Raw genomic sequence first — 24182 nt, forward strand, 5'->3', positions numbered from 1 at the left:
TCCTCCCTACGACCCTGAGTCGTAGCTTCGCATGTCATCAGATTGCGTCAAGAAGTTTGTAATCGAAGTTATGCGCGTCCACTTAGGGTTGTTTGTTTTCCAAAGGCGAGAGAATTTCAAGAAGCTGCTTCTTCCAAGGCTGGTGTTTTCTGCTTGGCGCTGCGTTTTACCGAAGAGGTTTTCCGAGGAATTGTCCAGACGTGATGGGGTACGCCCGATCCTTTCAGAATCTCAGTCGCGGTGTTTACGTGACCTTCTGGGACAGCGAGGACGGCGAGCTTCCGTGCCCTTGTCAAACCTACATAAAGTACTCGGAGAGCCTCGGACGTTATTGTAGCCCGTTGCGTCCAATGATCTATGACGTTTTCTGATGATCCATCGACCACGACGCAGACAGCATCGTAGGCACGGCCCTTTGCTTCGTGAACCGTGGCATAAGGGATGCCGCTTACACTATCGCTGCCGGTTATCAGGGGACTAGCCCAATCGCTTTTACGTGGTCTCCATAGTGCCTTTACGCCTGTCAGGTGCAGTATTTCCGCCTTGGCCATGGTCAGCCAGCTATCAATCCTTATTGTACCGGCGCACCGGGGCGGTAAATGTTCAAGAAGCATGACCGCTTTACGGTGATACTCTCGCATCCGCTCCTGACTTTCAGAAACTGAACGGAAACTGCAGACTTCTTCCTCGTCATGCCCTTCAATCGCCATGAGGAGTCTTATGGTGGATTTGATCGTGTGTGACCGCTCACGAGGCGAGATACTAGGTCGATGGTAATCCGCAACAGCTTCGGCTAATCGCTTCAGTCCTTCACTCTTAGTGCCCGCTTGCGGGATGTTTCCGGAGATGCGTGCCGCCAGTTTACGCTTATGGGCCAGGACCATGCTGTCTTCTTTAAGCAGCTTTGATGCGTCGAGAAGTTCACTGAAATTGGCTCCAACCGCAGCCTTCGATGCGGTGGAATCCTTATACGGCATCACATGGATGACTTCGGGGGAATCGCGATCTACGCCGACGGCGAGGTCGGGGGTACTTCGACCGGCGGAACGCATCGTTGCGGCGGCAGCGCAAATTGTTTTGGAGCTGCGAAAGTTGCCGTTCATTACTAGCGATGGGAGCTTATCGGCAAAGGAAGCGAAATTGGCGGAGGAGCCGTTTCGGAATCCATAAATCGCTTGATCCGGGTCACACACGACAACGAGTTTTGCGCCGTGCGTTCTCAGCCATTCCAATACATAGACATCATCGTCATTGCAGTCTTGTGCCTCATCCACGATGATTTCCACAAAACGGGCCGCAATTGCTTCACCTAGCGCTTTTGCTCGCTCAGGATTTTCTTTCAGAAATTCAATTGCCGCTTTTCGTGCAGCGGTCGCGGCAAGCATTGCCTTTCGATGAAGGCCATCAAGTCTGCGTTTTGCCGCTGCTTCGTAGTGGCTTTTCACCTTAGCTTGGGCCGGAGTAAGCAAGTTGTGCCGATTGGCAGCTAGTAGCCCCGTCTCACCATCAAAATGATGAAGAGGTATGGGCGGAGCGGCAACCCCGGATCGTCCGTGAGCGACCATGATGCCTTCCCAGCGGTCCACGATTGTCGGTCGGTCGGCGCAACCGGGAATACCGAACGGCATTAGGATAAAGTGATTCAGGAATGCATCGAATGTCCCCACGAAATGGGGAAAGCTCAAGGGAGATGAGTTGGTTTCCGAGCTGTGCTTTTCCTTGAATTCGTCGACAGCGCTGTTTGTGAAGGAAAGCACGGCGATGCCTTGCCTCAAGCCTAGTGTTCCAGAGACGGATATTACCCGTCTCACCAGCGTCAAGGTCTTGCCTGCTCCGGGGCACGCTTCCACGTAGCATTCGCCCTTGTGTTCGATGACCGCTTGTTGACGAGCCTCTGCTTCCGATCGGGCGATTTCATCATCTGTCATGCGACAAGCTCTGAAACGGCCCGCTGGAGATAACCGGGAATCTCAAAGGCCTCGATGTGATCGCCGTAGGCTTTCTTTGCAGCCTCTACGTTCCCATTGTGCAGTTTAAGAATAGTATCCGGCACATACTCCGGGTCTTTAGGCGAAAGGGCGAAAGCTAGGGATTGCGCATAGTCGCCTTTTCGGACGGGATTTGTTTGGCTCGTAAAAAGCGCTAAGAATGCCTTTGGACGTTCTGCTTCGGTTACGCTTTCGATCTGGTCGACCCATTTCTTTTCTGATTTGGGATGGAGATCGAGAAATGCTACCTTGAGCAAGGGTGCATTGGCCGCGGTGAATAATGACTGTTCGAGAGTGACCTCGTTCACAGCTACACTCAGCTTATTTCCGACGCCCATAGAGGCTGCGAGTGTTTTTAGGTTCTTTTCACGGTCTCCCGGCGCACTGGGATCACGATCGGTTACGACGACAAGCTTTTCCGCAATACAGGGCGCGTCAGGTCCAGGCTTGAGCAGGAGCAAGGCATAGGGCTCGAAATCAACGCCTTCAATTGACACCAGAGAGGCGGACTGGAAGCGTTTCCATTTTTCCCGGTCTGCGTGGAGTGGGTCTCCTCGATGCTTAAACAACCGCTCGGCAAAAACGGGAAGCAGAAGAGCTTCTGCCATACCTTCAATGAGCATCACACGGCCGCCAAATAGCATTGCGGAACGCGTCACATCGAGATAGCGACTGATCTTTGCCAGTTTGCGCTTTTCAAGGCCCAGCGCGCGAATGGCAATTGCTGCCGATGCGGGTCGCATGTCGGTGCCCGGCGATGAGCGCATCACGACCAGGTTTTCCGGCTCAATCCAAGCTGTCAGATTTGGGGAGTGAGTCGTAACAACAACCTGTATCCGTCCCTCTGCTTCACCGGGGTTGCGAGGAGTTTGACTGCTCTGCTTTGCTTTCTCCTGCAAAAAGTCCAGCACGAGCATTTGTAATTGGGGGTGAAGGTGTGCTTCCGGTTCCTCTACGAGGAATAAGGTAAGATCGGCATCTTTAGCCTTCTCAAGCTCCATTATAACGGTCGCCATGAAGAGGAGATTGGCGTAGCCGAGTCCCGAATGGCGAAGCTCCTCCGGGCTGGCTATATCCACGTCTGCAAGTTTGAATCGCAGATCACGTGCAATGTCATAGAGGCTTTCGTTGTCTGAGAAGCCTAGGGCGGCTTTTTGTTCTCGTGCGCCTGTCGTGAGATCGCGCAGTAGCAGCCCGATTTCGCCATCAATGGTGGTCAGGACGTCGCTTGTTTGCGCTCGTTGGAGATCGGCCTTGAATTTTTCTTCTTCGCTCTTGCCTACAAAGTAGCGAAGCAACTGCGCGATCCTCGTGGGATTTCCGGAAGCAAGGGCTCTCTGCGCGTCGCGAAGTGGGGGCAAATATACATAGCGGATTAGGTCCGTTGACCCGGCTTCAGGCTGAGCCTCGAATTTGCCTGACCAATAATTGGGTCGGTAACGTTTTCCATCATCGCTTGAAAACGTCAGTCCATAAATTGCTTCGGCTTTAAGGGGATTGGGGACCGCTGATATTAAAAGCCCTTTCTGAGCAGGGCTCAACTCACTGATACAGGCTTTAATTCGGAAAGACCGGTTGTTCGCTTCACGGCGTATATCCGATGCCTCACGCCGTATATCTGACTCTTCGCAGTATGTTTCGCGACGGCCGTTGGTTGGGAGAAACAAGAGCCTGAGAGCGTCGATGATATTCGACTTCCCCCCGTTATTCTCGCCCACAATAGCGGTCAGATGGGGGTGAAATTTGATTAACCCATTTTCGAATGATCGGAAGTGCTCCAAGCGAAGTCGATCAAGATACACTTCTAGCAATCTTTCCTTTGAATAATTTCAGCTAATTCGATGTAGAAGACAAATACCATAGATTCGAATAATACGCACTGATGGTTGTAAATATTTAATTTCCACCTTGGCAGGGGTGGAAATTACTCTTTAAGGCCGACGGGGACTCCCGGCAGGCAATCCGCGACGAGGGCTAGCCTGACATTGCCTGCGTTACGCCGCCGATGAGACCGCCGACAAACGAGCCGATTTTTGTGTAGACTGAAGCGTCGAGTTCACCCTTTTCGCTGACTTTTTTCTCGATGCTTTCACCCAGATCGGGGTCTTTGGGTTTTGTCTGCACCACCGAGACACCCTTTGCAGTGAGTTGCACACCATTGAATGCGTAGCCTCCCTCGTATTCCTGAATACTGCGAACCCGGATGAGGCCTTCGTCATTCATCCAGTGCAGAACATCAGCAAATGTCCTTAGCACGTCTTCTTCATCACCAATGCGATATGTCATGACTTCCATGGCGTCGGACTGCTCGAAATCAACCCGTGAAAGCCCCGCATTGACCAGATGGGAGAGAATTCGGCCTATGGTTTGGTAATGATACTCCATTGTGGACATGACGATCAGCTTTCATTTGAGCAGTGAGGACATCCGAAAGCTACGTGACGAACCTTTTGTTGGCTACAACTTTGACGCTTCCTCTTTCTTAAGGAAAGTATGTGAAAGAGCCACTCCACACATACGAAAGGGAAAGTCATGTGGGATTGGATATATTTGATTGGCGTTGTCCTGATGGTTGGCGGCTTTCTGATTGGGATCATTCGTGCGGAGCGTAGCCTGTCCTATGAGCCAACCGCAACAAAAGCTGCCATTTGGATTGGAGCAGGGCTCCTACTGGTGCACGGTGTTGTTCACCTGAGCTGGTGGGCATAGGGGCATCGTCGCCTTTTGGGGAATCGCGCCCCGCAAGGCACACGATGTTAAGACGTGGTTAAACGCGGTGGCAGGCTGGAAATGCCTCATTAGCACAGAATTTAGCACAGAATTTTTTGATGGCTAAATAGTATAACAAATATAGCTACATGTTCCTGTCGCTGTCAGGCTCATAACCTGAAGGCCGCAGGTTCAAATCCTGCCCCCGCAACCAAAACAAGCCCGCACAGATGCGGGCTTTTTTATTGCTGATCAGCCCAGGACCTAACCCCGCACAAGCCACCTGCAAGCAGGCAAAGCCGACAAAGCGGGACGGGAAACTACAAATCCTCAAACGAAAATCTTCCCAAGCAATTCCAGCTTCCCGAAACACCAAAGTCTGTTATCGCTCGCGCTAAGACCGCATCTTCGACGGTCATCCTGGGCGCCTCGTCCTGCGCTCCATAACCGCAAGGGGCAGCGCAGCGAACAGTAATGCCGCAGCACAAAACCAATTAAATAAGCCCGCCGCAAAGCGGGCTTGTTTAATTGGCGCGAGAAAAGCAATCACTTTTGTGCCGCTCGCCTGCGGTTCTCGTCATGCGACGAACTCGCCACCAGTTTCATTGCGGCAGCGAGCAGGACGATAGCGCCGGGCAGCACGAGAGTGTTCCACTCCAGTTCTCCTTCGGTTTCTGCGATCAGCGTCGCAAAATGAACCACCAAATACAAAATGATGACCTGGAAGAAGAGGATCTTCAGTTCATTAATTGTGGACAGCAGCATCCACCTCGGCACTTTGCGACGCTCGTCATCCGACACATCGAAAACGAATCCGAACGTAATCGCATATGCAAAGATGATCAGAATGATGCCGAAAATGAACTTATCGGTAGAACGCAGTACTGCCGCGATAACGGACGAACTTGGATCCATGCGAATGGCCGCGAACGCATTGCCGAGCGTCAGCGTGCCCTCCCAGAACGTGAGCGCAGCACCGCTTAGAAGGCCTAAAGGGGCGATGATGATGACATAGCGTAGCGATAGAAACAGCGAGAGCATAAACGTACTCCGTCGGCGGAACTGGTCAAACCACCTTGCTATGTTGGGGCAACGGCTCCATCGGGGCATGCCCAGCACCCGCGTCAGCAAAAGCTAATCAATCACTCCTGAACCAGAAGATCGGAGGAAAGGAACTCTGGCCAATCGTTCAGGTTATTCAGATATTTGCGTGTACGGTTGGCAAAGCATAGCCCGGACCGCTCCGCCCCGCCATTGCCGTCGGGTCATTCCAGGTCGAAATGGACTTGAAGCATAGTCTTGGGATTCCATGCCGATTACCGGGCCTCCCGGGCAAGGCTAAAGTGGCTATTCGACGAACATGACCAGTCCGCCAGGAGCGCGTGACCATGACTTCAGATTCAAACCGGCATTTTTCCGTTTGGACATTGATGGCGATGGTCGTGGGCTCAATGGTCGGGGCCGGAATTTTTTCTCTGCCACAGGCCTTCGGACGCGCGACCGGACCGTTCGGCGCACTGATCGCATGGTCGATCGCCGGTATCGGCATGCTGATGCTAGCCTTCGTATTTCAGACACTGTCTCGACGAAAGCCGGAGCTGGACGCAGGGATATACGCCTATGCAAAAGCCGGGTTCGGCAACTATCTCGGGTTTCTCTCTGCGCTTGGATACTGGTCGGCTGCCTGTCTCGGCAATGTTTCGTATTTCGTACTGATCAAGTCGACACTTGGCTTGTTTTTCCCCGTCTTCGGGGACGGTAACACAATCATAGGGATCTTCTGCTCGTCGATCCTGCTGTGGCTCTTTCACACGCTCATTCTGCGCGGTGTCAGAGGCGCCGCCGCGGTCAACACCATCGTGACTTTCGCCAAGATCATTCCAATCATCCTTTTCATTGCCTTTGTTGCCTGGGGTTTCCACGCGGATATTTTCGCTGCCAATTTCTGGGGCGGCGAGGACGTCAGTGTCAGCAACGTCGCCAGCCAGGTTCGCGCCACGATGCTTGTGACCGTCTTCGTCTTTGTCGGAATCGAAGGCGCCAGTGTGTATTCCCGCTATGCGCAGAACCGCAACGATGTTGGAGTGGCAACGCTTGTGGGTTTCCTCGGCGTATTGTGCCTGCTTGCTCTTGTCACGATCCTTTCCTATGGCGCCATGTTGCGCGCCGATCTTGCAGGACTGCGCAATCCGTCCATGGCCGGCGTTCTGCAAAGCGTCGTTGGACCTTGGGGGGCGGTATTTGTCAGTTTGGGATTGTTGATTTCCGTTCTGGGCGCCTACCTGTCGTGGGTGCTTCTCGCCGCAGAAATTCTTTTTTCGGCCTCGAAATACGAAACCATGCCGCAGTTTTTGTCGCACGAAAACAGAAACGGAGTGCCCTCGAACGCATTGTGGCTCACCAATATCGTCGTTCAAACGTTTTTGATTCTGACGCTGTTTACGCAATATGCGTTCAGACTTGCGCTCGAGCTGACGAGCTCGATGATCCTCGTTCCCTATCTCCTCGTTGCCGCGTACGGATTTAAACTTGCCTGGTCAGGCGAAACATACGACCGGGATCCGGCTGGCCACCGGACGGATCTGATGCGTGCCGGGATCGCCCTGATATACACTGCGGGCTTGATCTATGCGGCCGGAGCAAAACACCTGCTACTGTCGGCGGTGATCTACGGCCCCGGTTCGATTCTTTTTATTATTGCGCGCCGTGAAAGGGGCAAAACCGTCTTCACTCCAAGCGAATTGATCATGTTCGCAGTTGCAAGTCTTGGCGCGGCAATAGCGATCTATTCCATCACAACAGGTCTCATTTCCGTTTGACCGGGCGCCATAACGGTGTGCGGCGAAGGAAACGTTTTGGCGCCATTGCTGGCTCAGCCAGTCGCAGTGTTTCATTTCGGCCCAAAAGGTCGTTGCTTGCGTAAGTCGCCACGAAAATCGGGACGCGAAGAATAGTCGTGGGATTCTATGCTGATCCACTGGAGGACCGAACAACACTATAATTCAAATCAGCACTCGCCGCGGTCAGCGCACTCGGACATTTGATAGAGTTTTGTAGAGGACACCATGACTTCAGACTCTACTCAGAAATTCTCGTTGTTTGCGCTAACGGCCATGGTCGTCGGATCAATGGTCGGCGCTGGCATATTCAACCTGCCCGGTCGGTTCGGTGCCGCAACAGGCCCATTTGGCGCCATGATCGCCTGGGCGATCGCGGGCACCGGCATGTACATGCTCGCCCGCGTGTTTCAAGCGCTTGCCGAGAAAAAGCCGGATATCGACTCGGGCGTGTTCGCCTATGCCAAGGCTGGCTTCGGCAACTATATGGGCTTCCTGTCGGCTTTTGGCTACTGGCTTGGTAGTTGCCTTGGCAACGTCTTCTACTGGGTGCTGATCGGCTCGACGCTGGGGCGCTTTTTCCCTGCCGTCTTCGGCGACGGAAGCAGCGCCACGGCGATCATCGTGTCGTTGATCGGTATCTGGGCATTTCATTTCATGATCCTGCGCGGCGTCGAGCAGGCGGCGTTCATCAACACCATCGTCACCATCGCCAAGATCGTGCCGATCCTCGTCTTCATCCTGATGCTGATCTTCTCCTTCCACTACGGGCAGTTCGCCGAAAACTTCTTCGGCGGCGCCGGCATGCCGGAAAAGTCGTTGGTCGCGCAGGTGCGTGATACCATGCTGATCACCGTGTTTGTTTTCCTCGGGATCGAAGGGGCGAGTGTCTATTCGCGCTTTGCCAAGGAGCGCGCGGATGTCGGGACCGCCACGATTCTGGGGTTCGTTGGCGTCACCGGCCTGATGGTGGCGGTCACCCTGCTGCCCTACGCAGCGATGCCGCAATCGGCTATCGCAGCCGTGCAGCAACCTTCGATGGCCAGCGTTCTCGAGGCGGTCGTCGGTCATTGGGGCGCCGTCTTCATTTCCATCGGCGTTCTGGTCTCGGTTCTTGGCGCTTATCTCGCCTGGTCGCTGATTTGCGCCGAGGTCCTGTTTGCTGCCGCCAAATCTGAGGACATGCCGAGGCTTTTTGCCGCGCAGAACGGCAATCGGGTGCCCGCCAATGCCCTGTGGCTGACCAACATCGTCGTGTCGCTATTCGTCATCTCCACCTACTGGTCTCGGGATGCGTTCAACTTCATGCTCGACATGACCAGCGTCACGGCTCTTTTGCCCTATCTGCTTGTCGCGGGTTACGGCGTTCTGCTCGCCCGCAGTGGCGAAGGCTATGAAGAAACCGCCAATGAACGCGGCCGCGACCAGATCTTTTCCTGGATTGCGGTCATCTACACGATCATCATGTTCATCGCCGCCGGGCTCAAATATGTGCTGCTCGTAGCGGTCTTGTTCGTGCCAGGCACAATTCTCTACGTCTGGGCGCGGCGTGAGCAGAAGGTGCAGATGTTTACGTCTGTCGAACTCATCGTTTTGGCCGTCACGGTGATCGCCGGCATGATCGGCGCCTACGGCCTGCTGAGCGGCACTATCACGCCTTGATAGGGAGGTAGAAGAATCATGACCCAAGACATCACATTTGGCGTTCACTCCGAGGTCGGCCAATTGCGCAAGGTGATGGTTTGTGCGCCTGGTCGTGCCCATCAACGCCTGACGCCGACCAACTGCGACGCCTTGCTCTTCGACGACGTTCTCTGGGTCGACAACGCCAAGCGCGATCATTTCGACTTCATGACCAAAATGCGCGACCGCGGCATCGAAGTGGTGGAGATGCACAATCTGCTCGCTGAAACCGTTGCGGTCCCTGAAGGCAAGAAGTGGATCCTCGACAACCAGGTGGTGCCAAACCAGGTCGGTCTAGGCCTCGTCGATGAAATCCGCAGCTATCTTGAAGGATTGTCCAACCGCGAATTGGCGGAAACCCTGATCGGTGGCCTGTCGACGCAGGAATTCCCTGAGACCCACGGCGGCGAAATGCTGAAGCTGGTACGCGAGGCGGCTGGCGTCACCGAATATCTGCTGCCGCCGCTGCCCAACACGCTGTACACCCGCGACACGACCTGCTGGATCTATGGCGGCGTGACGCTGAACTCGCTCTACTGGCCGGCACGCCACGAGGAGACCATACTCACCACCGCCATCTATAAATTCCATCCTGACTTCGCTGGCAAGGTCAAGGTATGGTGGGGCGATCCGACCAAGGACTGGGGTCTTGCCACGCTCGAGGGCGGAGACGTCATGCCGATCGGCAAAGGCAATGTGCTCATTGGCATGAGCGAACGCACCTCGCGCCAGGCGATCAGCCAGGTTGCCGCCAATCTCTTCGCGCAAGGTGCAGCCGAACGGGTCATTGTCGCGGCGATGCCGAAACTGCGTGCCGCGATGCACCTCGATACAGTGTTCACCTTTGCCGATCGCGACTGCGTGCTGCTCTATCCCGATATCGTCAATGGCATCTCCGCCTTTTCGTATCGGCCCGGTGCAACGCCGGGAACGGTCGAACTGCACAAAGATAAGGGAACATTTGTCGAGACTGTCCGCGACGCTCTAGGCCTCAAGGAGCTACGTATCGTTGAAACGGGCGGTAATGATTATATGCGCGAACGCACGCAGTGGGACAGTGGTGCCAATCTCGTTTGCGCCGGTCCGGGTGTCGTCTTCGCATATGATCGCAACACCTACACCAACACGCTTTTGCGTAAGCAGGGCATCGAGGTCATTACCATCATAGGCGCCGAGCTTGGCCGCGGTCGTGGTGGCGGCCATTGCATGACGTGCCCGATCATCCGGGATGCGGTGGATTACTAATTCTGGGATGCTTTGATTGCTGTGGCAAATACTGCGCACGCTTTATAGTAGCAGAGTTTAACGCCTACTGTGCGGAGGGTTAGTTGCAGGCGAAAATTGTTGCATTGGCGAGATCATTCTCAATTTTCGGTTTGGTTGTCGGCACTGTCTTTTTCGCTGCATCCTTAAGCCCGAGCCTGATGCCACGAACTTACCTGGTTCAAGGCATTGTTGCCGGTTTCTGCGCAGCGCTGGGTTATGGGGTCGGCGTCTTGATGCGTTGGCTTTGGCTCTATTTGGAGTTGCCGCTGCCGCGTACTCGAATAACCGTGAAGATCGCGTCCATTGCCATCTGCGTCGCAATTGCGGCTATCGTTCTTTGGAGAGCCACCGAGTGGCAGAACTCCATTCGGAAGCTGATGGGGCTCGATCCAGTGCAAAGCGCAGAGCCCTTTGAGCTTGTTGTCATTGCGCTGGCGGTGTTCGGCTTGCTGGTATTGTTCGCGAGGCTCTTCAGGCTGACCTGCGTGGTTCTCGCGGCGTTGTTCGAACGATTTCTTCCAAGACGAGTGTCCATTCTCGTCGGCGGTTTGATTGCGATCGGATTGTTTTGGTCGATCGCAGAGGGTCTTCTTTTCAGAACAGCGTTGCGGATTGCGGATACGTCATTCCAGCAGCTCGACGCCATGATTGACGATGATCTGGCGATGCCGGGTGATCCTCTAAAAACAGGCAGTGCGGCTTCTCTTATCGACTGGAAAGAACTGGGTCGGCGGGGCCGCGAGTTCATTATTTCCGGGCCTACAGGCGCTGAAATTGGCAATTTCTTCCACGAAAACGCTCTCGACCCTATCCGGGTTTATGTCGGACTTAACAGCGCAGATACCGCTGAGGAGAGAGCTCGGTTGGCTTTGGCGGAGCTCAAGCGAAACGGGGCTTTCAAGAGATCCATTCTGATTGTCATTGTTCCAACAGGGACTGGTTGGGTCGACCCCGCGGCAGTGGACACAGTCGAATTCCTTCACAAGGGCGATGTTGCGAGCGTAGCCCTCCAGTATTCATACCTGAGCAGTTGGCTGTCGCTGTTGGTCGAGCCAGCCTACGGCGCGGAAGCGGGGCGCGCGCTTTTTCGTGAAGTTTATCGCTATTGGATCACACTCCCTCGTGATCAGCGCCCGAAACTGTACCTGCATGGCCTCAGCCTTGGCGCGATGAATTCAGAGCTTTCGGCCGATCTCTTCGATATCGTTGCCGACCCGTTTCAAGGCGCATTGTGGAGCGGGCCTCCCTTCCAGAGTCGCACGTGGAAGTCAGTGACTGCCAATCGCAATCCCGGTTCACCCGCCTGGTTGCCGCGTTTCCGCGACGGCTCCATCATTCGATTTACCAATCAGCATAATGCGCTAAACATCCCGGGTTCCGTCTGGGGGCCGATCCGGATCGTTTACCTGCAGTATGCCAGCGATCCAGTCACGTTTTTCGATTTTCATTCGCTCTACCGGGAACCTGATTGGATGAAGATGCCACGCGGTCCGGATGTGTCCCCTGAGTTGCGCTGGTTCCCCTTGGTCACAATGACGCAACTTTTACTGGACATGGCAACAGCCACCACATCTCCGATCGGGTATGGCCATGTTTACGCGCCGGAACACTATATCGATGCGTGGATTGCCGTCACCGATCCGCAGGGCCTTTCCCCCGATGATGTTATGCGCCTCAAGACATCTTTCGAGAACAAGTTTCGAAGTGGCGCTGAGCTTGCCGTGCATGGATAGGATTTGATCAGCGGCGCTGGTCGACCGCAGTGTCGTATGCATTGCTGGCGGCGGCGCATTCAAAAAGAGACGCAACGCATCCCTCTGGGATTCTATGCCAATTTCCTCGCTGCGTTCGCGCGATATGTTTTCGGTGTGGCCTGGTGATCAAGGTCTAAGGGTTCGGTTCACAACTTGGAGGGTGTCATGTCTAGTCTCATCGCCATCGTCTATCCAACGGAAGCAAAGGCTGAGGAAGTACGCCGACGCCTTATCGAACTGCAGAAGGAATATTTGATCAAACTTGGTGACGCTGTCATCGCAACCAAGACACAGGGCGGCAAAGTCAGGCTGAACCAGCTTGTAAGTATGACGACGTCTGGAGCTGTATCGGGCAGTTTTTGGGGCCTTCTGGTAGGCGTCCTATTTCTGAACCCGCTCATCGGCGCCGCGGTGGGGGCGGCATCGGGAGCCATCGCAGGCGCACTAACCGATGTCGGCATAGACGATGCATTCATGAAAGACCTTGCGAGCAGTCTGCAGCCCGGGAATGCGGCGTTGTTTGTGCTGGTGCAGGAGATGACGGCCGATAAGCTGCTGAAGGAAATATCCGGTTTTGGCGGAGTGGTGCTTAAAACCTCCTTGGATGAGACCAAGGAGCAGACGTTACGTGACGCCCTGCAGAAAGATGCGGCAGCCTAATTGGCCGATGTTCACGCCTGAAGCGTAACCAATATGATCGCCGGCATTGAGCCGGCGAGAAGGAGGTATGCGAAAATCGAAATTTTCGAAGTCGCCAGGCAATCCAGGCGACGCCCCATCGGCGCATGAGCATCCTGATATTCCGTTTGGCGAGCCGATAGGGAGTGAAACATGACAGGACAAAGGCAATTCGGACCTATTGCGACCGGCATTCTGATTCTTGCCCTCCTTCATTTCGCTCAGGCGATCTTCGTTCCACTTGCATTCTCGCTGTTTCTCATCGCGTTGGTTTGTCCAATCCAATCCACACTGCAGCGGTGGTTGCCGCAGCTGATAGCGCTGCTTCTCACCCTTATTCTAACGATGGCAATCATTGCCGCCATCAGTTCATCGGTCGCTTGGGGGTTCGGTAAACTCGGTCAATGGCTTTTCGCCAATGCGAGCCGTTTCCAGCTCATCTACACCAACTGGACCGACTGGCTGGAAGGGCATGGCATAGCAATCGCCGGCGTACTCGCCGACCGTTTCGATGTGAGGTGGCTGGTCGGCTTCACGCAAGGAATGGCCGGTCGAGTCAATAGTTTTGCCGGCTTCGCACTGCTGGTTCTTGTCTTCACCATGCTTGGTCTGCTCGAGGTCGACGATTTCAACGAAAGACTGAAGACCCCTGCTGCACAGCCTTATGGCGCGCGCATTCTCCTTGCAAACCGCGAGATTGGCATGAAATTGCGCCGCTTCATGATCGTGCGCACATTCGCCAGTTTGTTGACGGGTCTCGTCGTCTGGATGTTCGCACTCGCGGCAGGGCTGGAGCTCGCGGCCGCTTGGGGCGCGATAGCCTTTACGCTCAATTATATCCCGTTCTTGGGTCCGTTTGTCGCAACGGTATTGCCGACACTGTTCGCCATTGCCCAATTCGAGTCATGGCCGATGGCGGTCGGAGTCTTCGTGGGGCTCAACCTGATCCAATTTGTTATTGGGAGCTATCTTGAGCCGCTGCTGATTGGCACTTCTCTTTCGATTTCACCGTTTGCGGTAATTTTCGCAGTGTTTTTTTGGAGTTTCATGTGGGGTGTTCCTGGCGCCTTCATCGGTGTGCCAATTCTAATTGCCTTCATTGTCTATTGCTCGGGCGAGCAATCCACGAGATGGATCGCGACGCTAGCTTCGCGAGGGTCGTCGATATGACCGGCCAGTGAATCTGGACCGGTCAGCGTGACGAGCGTCGCTGTTCCGCCTCCTCTGCTTCCCGAGCATCGTCGAGCGGGCGGGTGAACCGGCCGGAAAACCATTCTGCAAATCGTTCCACAACGACGAACAATCCCGGGATCAACAATATTCCCACGGTCGTCGCCGCCAACATGCCTCCGAGGATGGTGACGCCAAGTGCTTGACGCGCGTTGGCACCGGCGCCCGTTGCGACCACCAGCGGGATCATCCCCAAGATGAACGAAACGGCAGTCATCATCACCGCCCTAAAACGCTGAGCCGCTGCGGAAACCGCTGAATCAACGATCGAGAGCCCGCGCTCCCGTTCAACTCGCGCAAATTCGACGATCAGGATGGCATTTTTCGAAGCGAGGCCAATCAGCAGAACGATACCAATCTGGGCATATAGCGAGTTTTCCAGTCCTGATACCGCGAGCGCCGTGATTGCACCTAAAGCGGCAAAGGAGAGCGAGAGGATGATGGAGACCGGCAGAGTCCAGCTTTCGTACTGGGCAACAAGAAACAAGAACGCAAAGATGAGTGCCAGCGCCAAAATCATAGGGGTCTGCGCCGCAGATTGCCGCTCCTGCAGTGACAGTCCTGACCATTCGTAGCCGTAGCCTTCAGGCAGCACTTCTGAGGCCGCGCTCTCGAAAGCCGACATCGCCCGAGCCGAACTGGTTCCCACAGCCGGAATTCCGTTTATGGGAGCGGCGGGAAAAAGATTATAGCGCGACAGAGAAAACGGTCCGAGGTCTGGTTGCAGGGTTATCAGAGTGCGCAGGGGTACCATCGTGCCATCGCGGCTTCTGACATGCAGATTGAGAACATCATCCGGAATTGTTCTGAACCGGCTGTCCGCCTGCAGGTTGACCTTGAATGATCTGCCGTCATGCGTGAAATCGTTGACATATCTTCCGCCGAACTGGGCTCCGAGCGTTGAATAAATCTGGTCGACGCTGACGCCCAGGCTTTCGGCACGCACGCGATTGACATTCACGAAAACCCGGGGGACATCCGCCGAGAAAGAACTGGATGCAATCGCAATCTCCGGCGTCTGGCCGGCAGCGGCTATCAGCGCCCGTGCCACCTGACTGATGTCTTCCGGCGATTGGCCCAAGTGTGCTTGTAGCCTGAAGTCCAATCCCCCCACTTGCCCGATGCCGGGGATGGGCGGAGGAGCGAATACAGCAACGTTGGCCTGCGGAAGGGTCGAGAAGCGCGCATTGAGCGATGCCAATAAGGCTGTTGTTGACAGGTTTGGCGCGTCTCTTTTTCCCAGGGATCCAGCATGACAATGGCGAAGCCGCCATTCGGCACAGAGCCGCCCTGCAGAAGGCTGAAACCGGATATCGTCACGACCTTCGCCACGCCCTCCGTTTCTCGCAGCGCCGCTTCAACCTGTTGCATCGTTTTTTCGGTGGTCGAAAGTGTGGATGCATTGGGTAGCTGAAGGTCCACAAAGAGGAAGCCCTGATCCTCATCCGGCAGGAATGACGACGGCACTTTCAGGAAAAGCAGCATTGCTACGACGATCGTGGCAGCAAGGATGCCAAGAACAATGACGGTACGCCGAGCGAGACCGCTGACAACACGGGCATAGCCATTGCGCGTCTTTTCCAGCACGGACTCGAATCTTGCCAGCGGTCCGCTGAGTTCTGCCGGCTTGCGGAGAAGGGACGCGCAAAGGGCCGGGCTCAAGGTTAAACCGATAAAAGATGAAAAGACGAGCGATGCGGAGATTGTGACCGCAAACTGCCGGTAAAGCTGGCCGTTAATGCCCTGCAGAAATGCCGTCGGAACAAACACGCCCAGTAGCACCATCGTCGTGGAGATGATCGGACCGGTGACCTGTAGCATGGCCCTTTCACTGGCAGTTTTTGCGTCCAATCCCTGATCTTTCATGAGCCGCTGCACATTTTCCACGACGAGAATGGCGTCATCAACAACAAGTCCCGTCGCCAGTATGAGCGCAAGCAGCGTGATGAGATTGATTGAAAACCCCGCGACATAGAGAACGGCGAATGTGGCGATCAGCGATGCCGGAATGGCGAGCGCAGGAATAATGGTTGCGCGCCATTCGCCAAGAAACAAGAAAGTGACCGCCACCACAATTATGAAGGTTATTGCGAGCGTTATGATGATTTCGCGAATGGACGCGCGCACGAACTGCGTCGAGTCATAAACCGGCTCATAGGTCAGACCGCGCGGAAACTGTTGCGAGAGAGTTTCAAGTTCCTTGGTCACCGCATCTGCTGTACCCAGCGCATTGGCGCGCGGCGCCTGATTTACGACGAGCATTGCACCGGGAGCTCCGTTCACTCTCACGCTAGACGCGTAGCTTTGCGCCCCGAGTTCGACCCGGCCGATATCGCGTATGCGAACGAGAGCGCCCGCCTGGCCTGTCTTCACGATAATGTCGGCGAAGGCTCCGGTCTCCTCAAGTCGTCCTTGGGCGACCAGCGTGTACTGAACCTTCGCATAGTCTTGCGAAGGCGGACCGCCGACCTGGCCGATCGACGCCTGAATATTCTGGGCTTGAATTGCCGATGCGACATCATCCGGTGTTATTTCGAGCGCTGCCATGCGCACGGGATCCATCCAGATGCGCATACTATATTGGGACGATCCCATGACCGACGCTTCGCCGACACCCGGCACGCGCGATAGGGCGTCTGTGACATTCATGGAGAGGTAATTGGCAATGTCGAGTTCGCTGAGCGTGTGATCCGGGGAATAGAAGCCGAAGGCCACCAGGAAATCAGGAGAGCGGGCTCGCACGGTGATCCCCTGCTGGGAGACCGCGGCCGGCAACTGTGCGGTTGCAAGTTGAGCACGATTCTGGACGTTGATCTGGGCGAGGTTGGGATCGGTGCCGACGGCGAAGGTCACCGTTAGGGTATAGGAACCGGCATCGGAGCTGTTTGATGACATATATATCATGTCGTCGACGCCATTGATCGCCGTTTCCAGCGGGTCCCCGACCACTTTTGCGATGACCTCGGCATTGGCGCCGGGATAGAAAGCCGAAACCGTGATGCTTGGCGGCGTTATGTTGGGATATTGGGCAATGGGAAGCCCGAAAATTGATAGGCCGCCGGCGAGGCATAGGATAATGGCGACGACAATTGCGAACCGTGGACGGGAGATGAAGAAGCCCGAAATCATGGCTGCTTCCCAGCATCTTGCTCGACGGGCTGGACAGCGATGCCATCGGAGAGCCGTTGCGTCCCTTGCACAACGATCTTTTCACCCGATTTCACACCCTGTCGGACAGCCCACAGATCACCGACCTTCGCCCCGGTGTCGATACGGCGTTGCCGAACAATATTGTTCTCGCCCATCACGTATAAGAAGCGACCGTCGCGGTCCTGCAGGACGGCGGTTTGGGGCACGGATGGCCCCATAGCCTGCTGGGCGCTACCGACAATGAGCTTGACGAACTGGCCAGGCATCAACAGTCCCTCGGGATTTGGGAATATCGTTCCGACGGTTGCTGTTCCTGTTCTTGAATCGACTTCTGGCGATAGGAACTCCAGAATACCATCCTGATTGTAAACGCTGCCGTTCGGTAACCTCAGGGTCAATTTCATGGCCTCGGCTGTCGATTTCATCTCCGCCGCGTCTCTTTGACGAAAGGTTGTGATGTCTCCTTCGGTGACAGAAAAGGCAACGCGCACCGGATCGACCTGCACCAGTCGAACAAGCGCTCCGACATCCGGACCAACGAAATTGCCTTTGGTAAAAAGCGGCTGACCGACGCGGCCCGAGATCGGCGCTGTTATGCGCGTGTAGGAAAGATCGAGTCCAGCCTTCGTGAGGCCTGCCTGAGCTGCGGCAAGGTCGGCGGTTGCAATCTCAAAGGCTGTCTGGGCCTCTTCATAGGCGGCGCGCGCCACGGTGCTGCGTCGGACAAGTTCCGCATTCCTGTTTCGATTATCCGTGGCCTGGTGAAGGGTTGCCTCGGCACGTGCGACCTGCGCCTTGGCAGTGGCGACGGCAGCTTCATAGAGCGCAGGCTCAATGACGAACAGAATATCGCCATCGCTTACGGCTGCGCCCGGACTGAATGCGACTTCCTCGATGAAACCCGAAACGCGAGCGCGAACGTCCACCGCCTCCAGGGCCTCTACGCGGCCGATATTCTCACTCGGAGATTCAACCGGTCCATCGACAACCGATTGCACCACGACAGTGGGGGGCGGCCGGCCCACAGGAGGGGTGTCCTGCGCTGAAATGCGGACCGGCAATGCTAAAAAAAAGACGAGCCAAGGAGAGATGGCAAGGATAGTCCAGGAGATATTTTTCATCTGGATCTCCAAGGCGATAGCATCGTCGCACGGAGAAAATATATATTGCGGACCACTGTGCGAACAAGAAATTCCCTACCACTCCACATAGAAATGGACTGATTGCCAAGATTTGGGACGTGGAGCGAATAGAGATCAGTTTGACCTCTTGCGCACCAAGAGATGTGTCGGCCATTTGCTGCTGACGTGCAGGGGTGGTCCGAGCTATTTCGAGCACCACCCAGAAGTGGCATGCAAGCGTTCATATGTTGTTAACCACGTCGGCGCTGCAGTTGTGCCGGGCGATCCCTGTGCAGCGTTGGATGTAAGCAACATCTAAACAATCCGGATTAATTGTGTTATGCACTATTGCTACGCAGGGGTGAGTATCTGGCCGTCGGGGGGAGTGATGTCGGAGCAGCATCTTCAGAAAAGGGTGATTTGCTTGATTTCAGTAGACGTAGCCGCGGTAGGCGACCGGTTGCGTGCTCTCCTAGTTATCGGGAGTGTGAAGCTATGAGAGTCGAAGGCGCGATCGGACGAGATATCTTGGCCAACGGCACAATCTCAGATGCAAAGCCCGCGGCTCCGAAGCAAACACCAGTTGAGTCCGAACAGGGAGCACGTGGCGCCAAGCACCTGCCCACATATGAACTCACGACACACGATCTTCCCCCGGGATACCAGTTTGAAGCTTGGCGCAACAACTTTGCACCCATGCTCGAGTTCGACGAACCCGACGACGTGACAGTCGGCTTTGGCGGCAAACAAGTGACCTGGGACCTCGGTTGCCTTGCCTTCTCTCGCATCGAGACCGACGCATTGGGATTCGTCAGCCTGCCCGGACATACACGACGGGATCCACTGGATCATTGGACGCTGACGACGTTACTTTACGGGTGCGTGAATACCATCGCACCAGCCAGGACGTTTGAAGGCAGTGCGGGTGTGGTTCAGGTCCATCCTCTTGGCCGACCCTTCGAAGGGAATATCACCAATAGCGAAATGCTGATGTTGTTCGTTCCACGTGATTTTTGCACCGAAGTAACGGGCGCCCTGAATGCCGCGGAATTCTCCAATCTCAGCACCGGAATGGGTCGGCTGTTCACGGACTACATGATTGGCCTTGCCAAGCGGCTGTCGGTGATTGATGAAGCTGAACTTCCAGCACTGGTAGCTGCCACGCGGGCAATGATACTCGCCTGTGCGTCGCCTTCTGCGGACCATATTGAGGAAGCGCGGGAGCCGATTGCGTCGGTGCTGATCGAAAGGGCGCATCGAATTATCCAGGCCAAATTATTCGATCCGAAGTTTGGGGCAGATTCCCTGCGTCGGGAACTTGGCGTCTCACGCTCACGGCTCTATCGCCTGTTTGAACCGTTCGGCGGCGTCATGCATTATATTCAGCATCGGCGCCTGCTCGATGCGCATTCGGCACTGAGTGATCCGACCGATCAACGCCGTATCATCGAGATCGCTGAGCAACACTGTTTCAACGATGGGACGGAATTCAGCCGCGCTTTCCGGCGCGAATTTGGTTGTAGTCCCACCGACGTAAGAAGCGGGCAAAAGGCCGATCTGCCGTACAGGCCGGCGACCGATCTAAAGGCGTATGCTCCTGAAGAACGGTTTGGCGTACTGTTGCGCCGGCTTCACGGCTGAGGCGGACCGACGATCGCTTTGAACGAAACAGGAGCGAGATCGCATCCGGTCTGACAGCGCTGAAACCAGCGATCTGTTCTCGCTCTAGCAGGACATCAGCGGTGGAGACAGGCGCAGGTGTTGTTTTCACCCATGCGCAGTGGTAGTATTCAATAGTAGCGTTGCAGCTTTGGCGCGCGCTTTGTATGTTTCGTCTGTGAGTTGCTTCTAATTAGCAGAAAATCTCTCGCACATGAGGAACATACTCAGCCGCCGCTCAACGGTGCCTCCGCCTGTTTGTCTTAAACGTGAACGGATATACTGGAGGAAAAAATGACCAAGTGCACGATAGGTCTTACTCTCTTAGGCTGCCTTGCCTTGTCTGGCTGCCAATCTGCTTCGACGTCCCAAGGGGGACGCAGTAACGAGTTCGGCTGCATCGCCGGTACGGTCGGCGGCGCGGTCGTCGGTGGATTGCTTGGTGCGACCATTGGCTCGGGGACCGGGCAGCTCTGGGCTGTTGGCGGCGGCGCTACTCTGGGCGCTGCAGGCGGCAGTGCCTTGACATGTCATTGACGCGAAAGGTCGGAATTATGAAAAGAGTAGTCCTGCTGACGGGATTCGTTTTTTTTACCGCCATTGCGGCCGCCGCGCAGAACCAACCGGTCGCTATGAACCAGGGCCAAATGGACCGGCTCGATCGTGACAAGAATGGAGCGATCGACCGATCTGAATATCAAGCCTTCATGACATCGGCCTTCACGAGCCTGGACAAGAACAAGGACGGCAGCCTGAACTCTGACGAAGTTGTCGGAGTTCTGACCGTCCAGCAATTCTCCGCCACCGACGCCAACGGCGACGGCAAAGTCAGCCAGAGCGAGTTCCTGAATAGGGTGATGGCGGACTTCAAGACCGCCGACCGCGGCGGCGACGGGAGCCTGCAGTAACGCACAGAGATCCAAGCGCCAAGGCAAGCGTGTTTCCGCTCCCTCTACGCGGTAACGACGGCTAGGTGCGCGCGTTGGCAGGCTTCACTCTGTCGACCCTCACATAGTTCGTCATGCCGGTCTCGTGAGGCTTGAGGATGTGGGATCGGGCTCGCCTACTCGTCGCGTCGCAAGTTGCGAATTCGGTCGAAAAGAACGGCAAGGACAATTGCCCCGCCGATAAAGCAGCCTTGCCAGAAGGCGTTGATGCCGAGCAGGCCGAGACTGTTGCGGATAACCTCGATGAGCGCGGCGCCGATCAACGCCCCAAAGGCGGTGCCGACGCCACCGGCCAGATTGGCGCCGCCGATGACCGCAGCCGCGATGACCTGAAGTTCCATCCCGGCGCCGATATTTGTGGTGACAGCGCCGAGCCAACCGGTCTGGATGATGCCGGCAACCCCCGCCGACAGGGCGGAAATCATATAGACGATGACCTTGATCCTCTGCACGGGAACGCCAGTCAGTGTCGCGGCGTGCTCATTGCCGCCGATGGCAAAAACATAGCGGCCGAACTTGGTCCAGCGCAGCACAAAACCGGTAATGAGTGCCAGCACGACCATGTAAAGCACTGGATTGGCGATGCCGAAAAGCCAAGCACCACCACCCAGCGCCAGCAGCTTGTCGTGATCAGGCCCGAACTGGAAAACGACGGTGTTGTTGGACGCAACCATCGCAAGACTGCGCGCGATCGACAACATGCCGAGCGTGACGACGAAAGGCGGGAAGCCAAGATAGGCAATCAACAGGCCATTGAAAGCTCCGACTAAAAGAGCGGTACCGATCGAGGCGGCGATGCCGACCTCAATGCTGTACCCCGCGTGCATGACGACCGCCAGCACCATGCTGCACAGGCAAAGCACGGAGCCAACGGACAAGTCGATGCCGCCGGTGATGATGACCAGCGTCATGCCCAGCGCGATAATTGCGACGAAGGTGACGTTGCGGGTGATATTGTAGATGTTCTTTGCCGTCGCAAAGGAGTCTGTCGCCATCGACAGAAAAATGCAGGCGAGAATGACCGCAATCAGAACCCAAAATGTCTGGCCGCCCAAGATCGCCGCAAGCCAGCTCCGTTGCTTCTGTCCGATCGTCTGGTCAAGTGTAATCGCCATCGTCGACCTTCTTTCTTGCTGCTGCAACGGATAGCATCGATCACACCTGTTCGATGGCGCCGGTGATCAGTCCCGTCACTTCCTCCGGCGAACTTGCCGCAATTGGCTTGTCGGCCACTTTTCTGCCCCGCCGCATCACGATCACGCGGTCTGCGACCGAAAAGACGTCGGGCATGCGGTGGCTGATCAGGACAACGACAATGCCCCGGTCACGCAATTGGCGGATCAAATTCAGAACCTCGGCCACCTGGCGCACGGAAATGGCTGCTGTCGGCTCGTCCATCAGCACGATTTTCGCTTCCGACAGCATCGTGCGAGCAATCGCGACCGCTTGCCGCTGTCCGCCTGACATTTGCTTGACGAGATCGCGCGGCCGCGTCTCGGATTTGAGTTCGCGAAATATCTCGCCGGCGCGCTTGTACATGGTCTTGTAGTCGAGGATGCGAAGAGGCCATACGCCGCGGCGCAATTCTCGTCCAAGGAATACGTTCGCTGCCGCCGTAAGATTGTTGCAGAGCGCCAGATCCTGATGAACGATCTCGATGCCGTGCAGTCGCGCCTCCTTCGGCCGATGAAGCACGAGATCGGCGCCATCAAGGCGCATGGTTCCGTGGCTCGGCCGAAAGTTGCCGGCGATCATTTTGACCAATGTGGACTTACCGGCGCCGTTGTCACCCATGAGGCCGACCACTTGCCCCGCTTCGAGGGAAAACGAAACATCGTTGACGGCCTGGATGGCACCGAAATGTTTGGAAATATTGGTGAGCTCGAGAACCGCCACCAGCCTCCTGGCCTCCCAAAAACTTGTCGCTATCAGTTCGCTCCGGACCCGGCTTGTTTTTGACGAGGCTCAAGCGAATTGGCCTTTCCAATATCCTCCCAGGAAAAGCGATTATTAGCATTTACGCAAAACCCCGCGACAGCGTCAACTCATTGTCCGAGGTCTTGGCCCTATTGTAGCAAAAATCTGTTTTGTCGGACAAATATCAATTGACGGAAGTGGCGTCCGAATATTAGCTATCACTGGGAGAGAGAGCATGCTGATCCTTGTTACCGGTGCGACGGGCAAGGTCGGGCGGCGCTTCATTGCTGGGCTGCTTGACGATCCGAGATTTTCCAAAGCCCGTATTCGCGCGCTTTGTCATAATCGTTTGTGCGAGGCGACAGACCGTGTCGAAGTCATCCGCGGCTCGATCGCCGATCGCGATGTTGTGGCCGCGGCGCTCTCTGATGTTACCCATGTCGTGCATCTCGCCACATGCAAGGAAACGCCTGAAGACATCATGGATGTCACGGTCAAAGGTCTCTTTTGGCTGCTTGAGGAGTTCCGTGCGAGCGTCAGGGCACGCCAGTTCATCCTGATCGGCGGCGATGCGGGCATCGGGCATTTCCACTATCGCCACAATGGGCCGATCACCGAGAGCGCTCCCCATTGCGCCTATCCGGGAAGCTACGCGCTCTCCAAGGTTCTGGAAGAGGTCATGCTGGAGCAGTTTGGCATTCAGTACGGCCTCAATGGCTGTTGCCTACGCGCGCCCTGGATCATGGAAAAGGACGATTTCAAATATTCGCTGTCCTTTGGAGACGACGTCTTCGGTGGCCCGGACTGGAAGACGCTCGTTCCGGAAGAAGCCGCGCGGGGCTATGCGGCCATGGGGACTGTGCCGCTGTTGCTCGATGCTGACGGTCGTCCGCTGAAACGCAACTTCGTGCATGTCGATGACCTGGTATCGGCAATATTGGCAGCGATCGACAACCCCCGGGCGGAGCGGCAACTCTTCAATATCTGCATGGATCGGCCTGTCGACTATGCTGAAGTCGCCGCCTACTTGTCGCGCACGCGAAATCTCGGCTCCGTCGACATACCGAGCCGTTTTCATTCCAATTGGATGGACAACAGCAAGGCGAAATACCTGCTGGATTGGCGGCCAAACTACGATCTCGAAATGCTTATCGACTCGGCGTGGCAATATGAGCGTTCGAAGGAGGAGCCTCGCATCGTCTGGTATCCGGGTTGATTTCGTGTGGCGGGCATGCCGTGCCCG

At 55.7% G+C, this 24182-nt stretch carries 17 protein-coding genes and 1 pseudogene; 10 read left to right on the forward strand and 8 right to left on the reverse strand.

What is annotated here, in order from left to right:
- Window positions 1–116: 116 nt before the first annotated feature.
- The 4 genes from ACR9ZQ_RS06240 to ACR9ZQ_RS06255 form a co-directional block, all read right to left on the reverse strand.
- On the reverse strand, window positions 117–1928 hold the full coding sequence (locus ACR9ZQ_RS06240; protein ID WP_481427320.1) for a UvrD-helicase domain-containing protein: 1812 nt from the start codon (window positions 1926–1928) through the stop codon (window positions 117–119).
- Entirely contained in the window at window positions 1925–3790 is a 1866-nt protein-coding gene (locus tag ACR9ZQ_RS06245; protein WP_481427321.1) for an ATP-dependent nuclease, read from the reverse strand. Before ACR9ZQ_RS06245 ends, ACR9ZQ_RS06240 begins: the two co-directional genes overlap by 4 nt.
- A gap of 172 nt (window positions 3791–3962) precedes the next feature.
- Window positions 3963–4382 carry a hypothetical protein gene (locus tag ACR9ZQ_RS06250; protein ID WP_481427322.1) on the reverse strand — a complete coding sequence of 140 codons (420 nt, stop codon included), beginning with the start codon at window positions 4380–4382 and terminating at the stop codon, window positions 3963–3965.
- 861 nt (window positions 4383–5243) lie between these two features.
- The gene (locus tag ACR9ZQ_RS06255) at window positions 5244–5738 is read right to left on the reverse strand and encodes a YqhA family protein (protein WP_481427323.1); all 495 of its coding nucleotides are present in this window, start codon (window positions 5736–5738) and stop codon (window positions 5244–5246) included.
- Window positions 5739–6085: 347 nt separating this feature from the next.
- Here ACR9ZQ_RS06255 and ACR9ZQ_RS06260 point away from each other — a divergent pair, with 347 nt between their 5' ends.
- From ACR9ZQ_RS06260 to ACR9ZQ_RS06285, 6 genes are all read left to right on the forward strand, one after another.
- Entirely contained in the window at window positions 6086–7516 is a 1431-nt protein-coding gene (locus tag ACR9ZQ_RS06260) for a basic amino acid/polyamine antiporter (protein WP_481429278.1), read from the forward strand.
- Window positions 7517–7762: 246 nt separating this feature from the next.
- Complete coding sequence (locus ACR9ZQ_RS06265) at window positions 7763–9196, forward strand: basic amino acid/polyamine antiporter (protein ID WP_310386156.1); 1434 nt, start codon at window positions 7763–7765, stop codon at window positions 9194–9196.
- A gap of 18 nt (window positions 9197–9214) precedes the next feature.
- Window positions 9215–10462 (forward strand): arginine deiminase, encoded by a 1248-nt coding sequence (gene arcA, locus ACR9ZQ_RS06270; protein ID WP_481427324.1) that lies wholly within the window; start codon window positions 9215–9217, stop codon window positions 10460–10462.
- An 83-nt stretch (window positions 10463–10545) separates the two neighbouring features.
- The gene (locus ACR9ZQ_RS06275; RefSeq protein WP_481427325.1) at window positions 10546–12216 is read left to right on the forward strand and encodes an alpha/beta hydrolase; all 1671 of its coding nucleotides are present in this window, start codon (window positions 10546–10548) and stop codon (window positions 12214–12216) included.
- Between the two features lie 186 nt (window positions 12217–12402).
- A complete protein-coding gene (locus ACR9ZQ_RS06280) occupies window positions 12403–12897 on the forward strand; it encodes a DUF1269 domain-containing protein (RefSeq protein WP_025669117.1) in 495 nt (164 codons plus the stop codon).
- 171 nt (window positions 12898–13068) lie between these two features.
- Complete coding sequence (locus ACR9ZQ_RS06285; protein WP_310386150.1) at window positions 13069–14085, forward strand: AI-2E family transporter; 1017 nt, start codon at window positions 13069–13071, stop codon at window positions 14083–14085.
- A gap of 22 nt (window positions 14086–14107) precedes the next feature.
- Here ACR9ZQ_RS06285 and ACR9ZQ_RS06290 read toward each other — a convergent pair.
- Together ACR9ZQ_RS06290 and ACR9ZQ_RS06295 are read right to left on the reverse strand one after the other, a co-directional pair.
- A pseudogene (locus ACR9ZQ_RS06290) lies at window positions 14108–17274 on the reverse strand (efflux RND transporter permease subunit).
- Window positions 17271–18320 carry an efflux RND transporter periplasmic adaptor subunit gene (locus tag ACR9ZQ_RS06295; RefSeq protein ID WP_481427326.1) on the reverse strand — a complete coding sequence of 350 codons (1050 nt, stop codon included), beginning with the start codon at window positions 18318–18320 and terminating at the stop codon, window positions 17271–17273. Before ACR9ZQ_RS06295 ends, ACR9ZQ_RS06290 begins: the two are co-directional and overlap by 4 nt.
- A 591-nt stretch (window positions 18321–18911) precedes the next feature.
- Here ACR9ZQ_RS06295 and ACR9ZQ_RS06300 point away from each other — a divergent pair.
- From ACR9ZQ_RS06300 to ACR9ZQ_RS06310, 3 genes are all read left to right on the forward strand, one after another.
- Window positions 18912–20057, forward strand: a complete 1146-nt coding sequence (locus tag ACR9ZQ_RS06300) for a helix-turn-helix domain-containing protein (protein WP_481427327.1) — start codon at window positions 18912–18914, stop codon at window positions 20055–20057.
- A gap of 312 nt (window positions 20058–20369) precedes the next feature.
- Window positions 20370–20612: a glycine zipper 2TM domain-containing protein gene (locus tag ACR9ZQ_RS06305; protein WP_310386141.1), complete on the forward strand. Its 243-nt coding sequence runs from the start codon at window positions 20370–20372 to the stop codon at window positions 20610–20612.
- A 17-nt stretch (window positions 20613–20629) separates the two neighbouring features.
- Window positions 20630–20983 (forward strand): EF-hand domain-containing protein, encoded by a 354-nt coding sequence (locus ACR9ZQ_RS06310; protein WP_029868626.1) that lies wholly within the window; start codon window positions 20630–20632, stop codon window positions 20981–20983.
- 155 nt (window positions 20984–21138) lie between these two features.
- On the opposite strand, the gene ACR9ZQ_RS06315 is transcribed toward ACR9ZQ_RS06310, so the two are convergent.
- Both ACR9ZQ_RS06315 and ACR9ZQ_RS06320 read right to left on the reverse strand, forming a co-directional pair.
- Complete coding sequence (locus tag ACR9ZQ_RS06315) at window positions 21139–22137, reverse strand: ABC transporter permease (protein WP_113322736.1); 999 nt, start codon at window positions 22135–22137, stop codon at window positions 21139–21141.
- A gap of 40 nt (window positions 22138–22177) precedes the next feature.
- The gene (locus tag ACR9ZQ_RS06320) at window positions 22178–22918 is read right to left on the reverse strand and encodes an ATP-binding cassette domain-containing protein (protein ID WP_310386138.1); all 741 of its coding nucleotides are present in this window, start codon (window positions 22916–22918) and stop codon (window positions 22178–22180) included.
- 256 nt (window positions 22919–23174) lie between these two features.
- Between ACR9ZQ_RS06320 and ACR9ZQ_RS06325 the strand changes: the two genes are divergently transcribed.
- On the forward strand, window positions 23175–24155 hold the full coding sequence (locus ACR9ZQ_RS06325) for an NAD-dependent epimerase/dehydratase family protein (RefSeq protein WP_481427328.1): 981 nt from the start codon (window positions 23175–23177) through the stop codon (window positions 24153–24155).
- Window positions 24156–24182 lie beyond the last annotated feature (27 nt).

The organism is Rhizobium sp. KNZ14-9A (assembly GCF_056755015.1).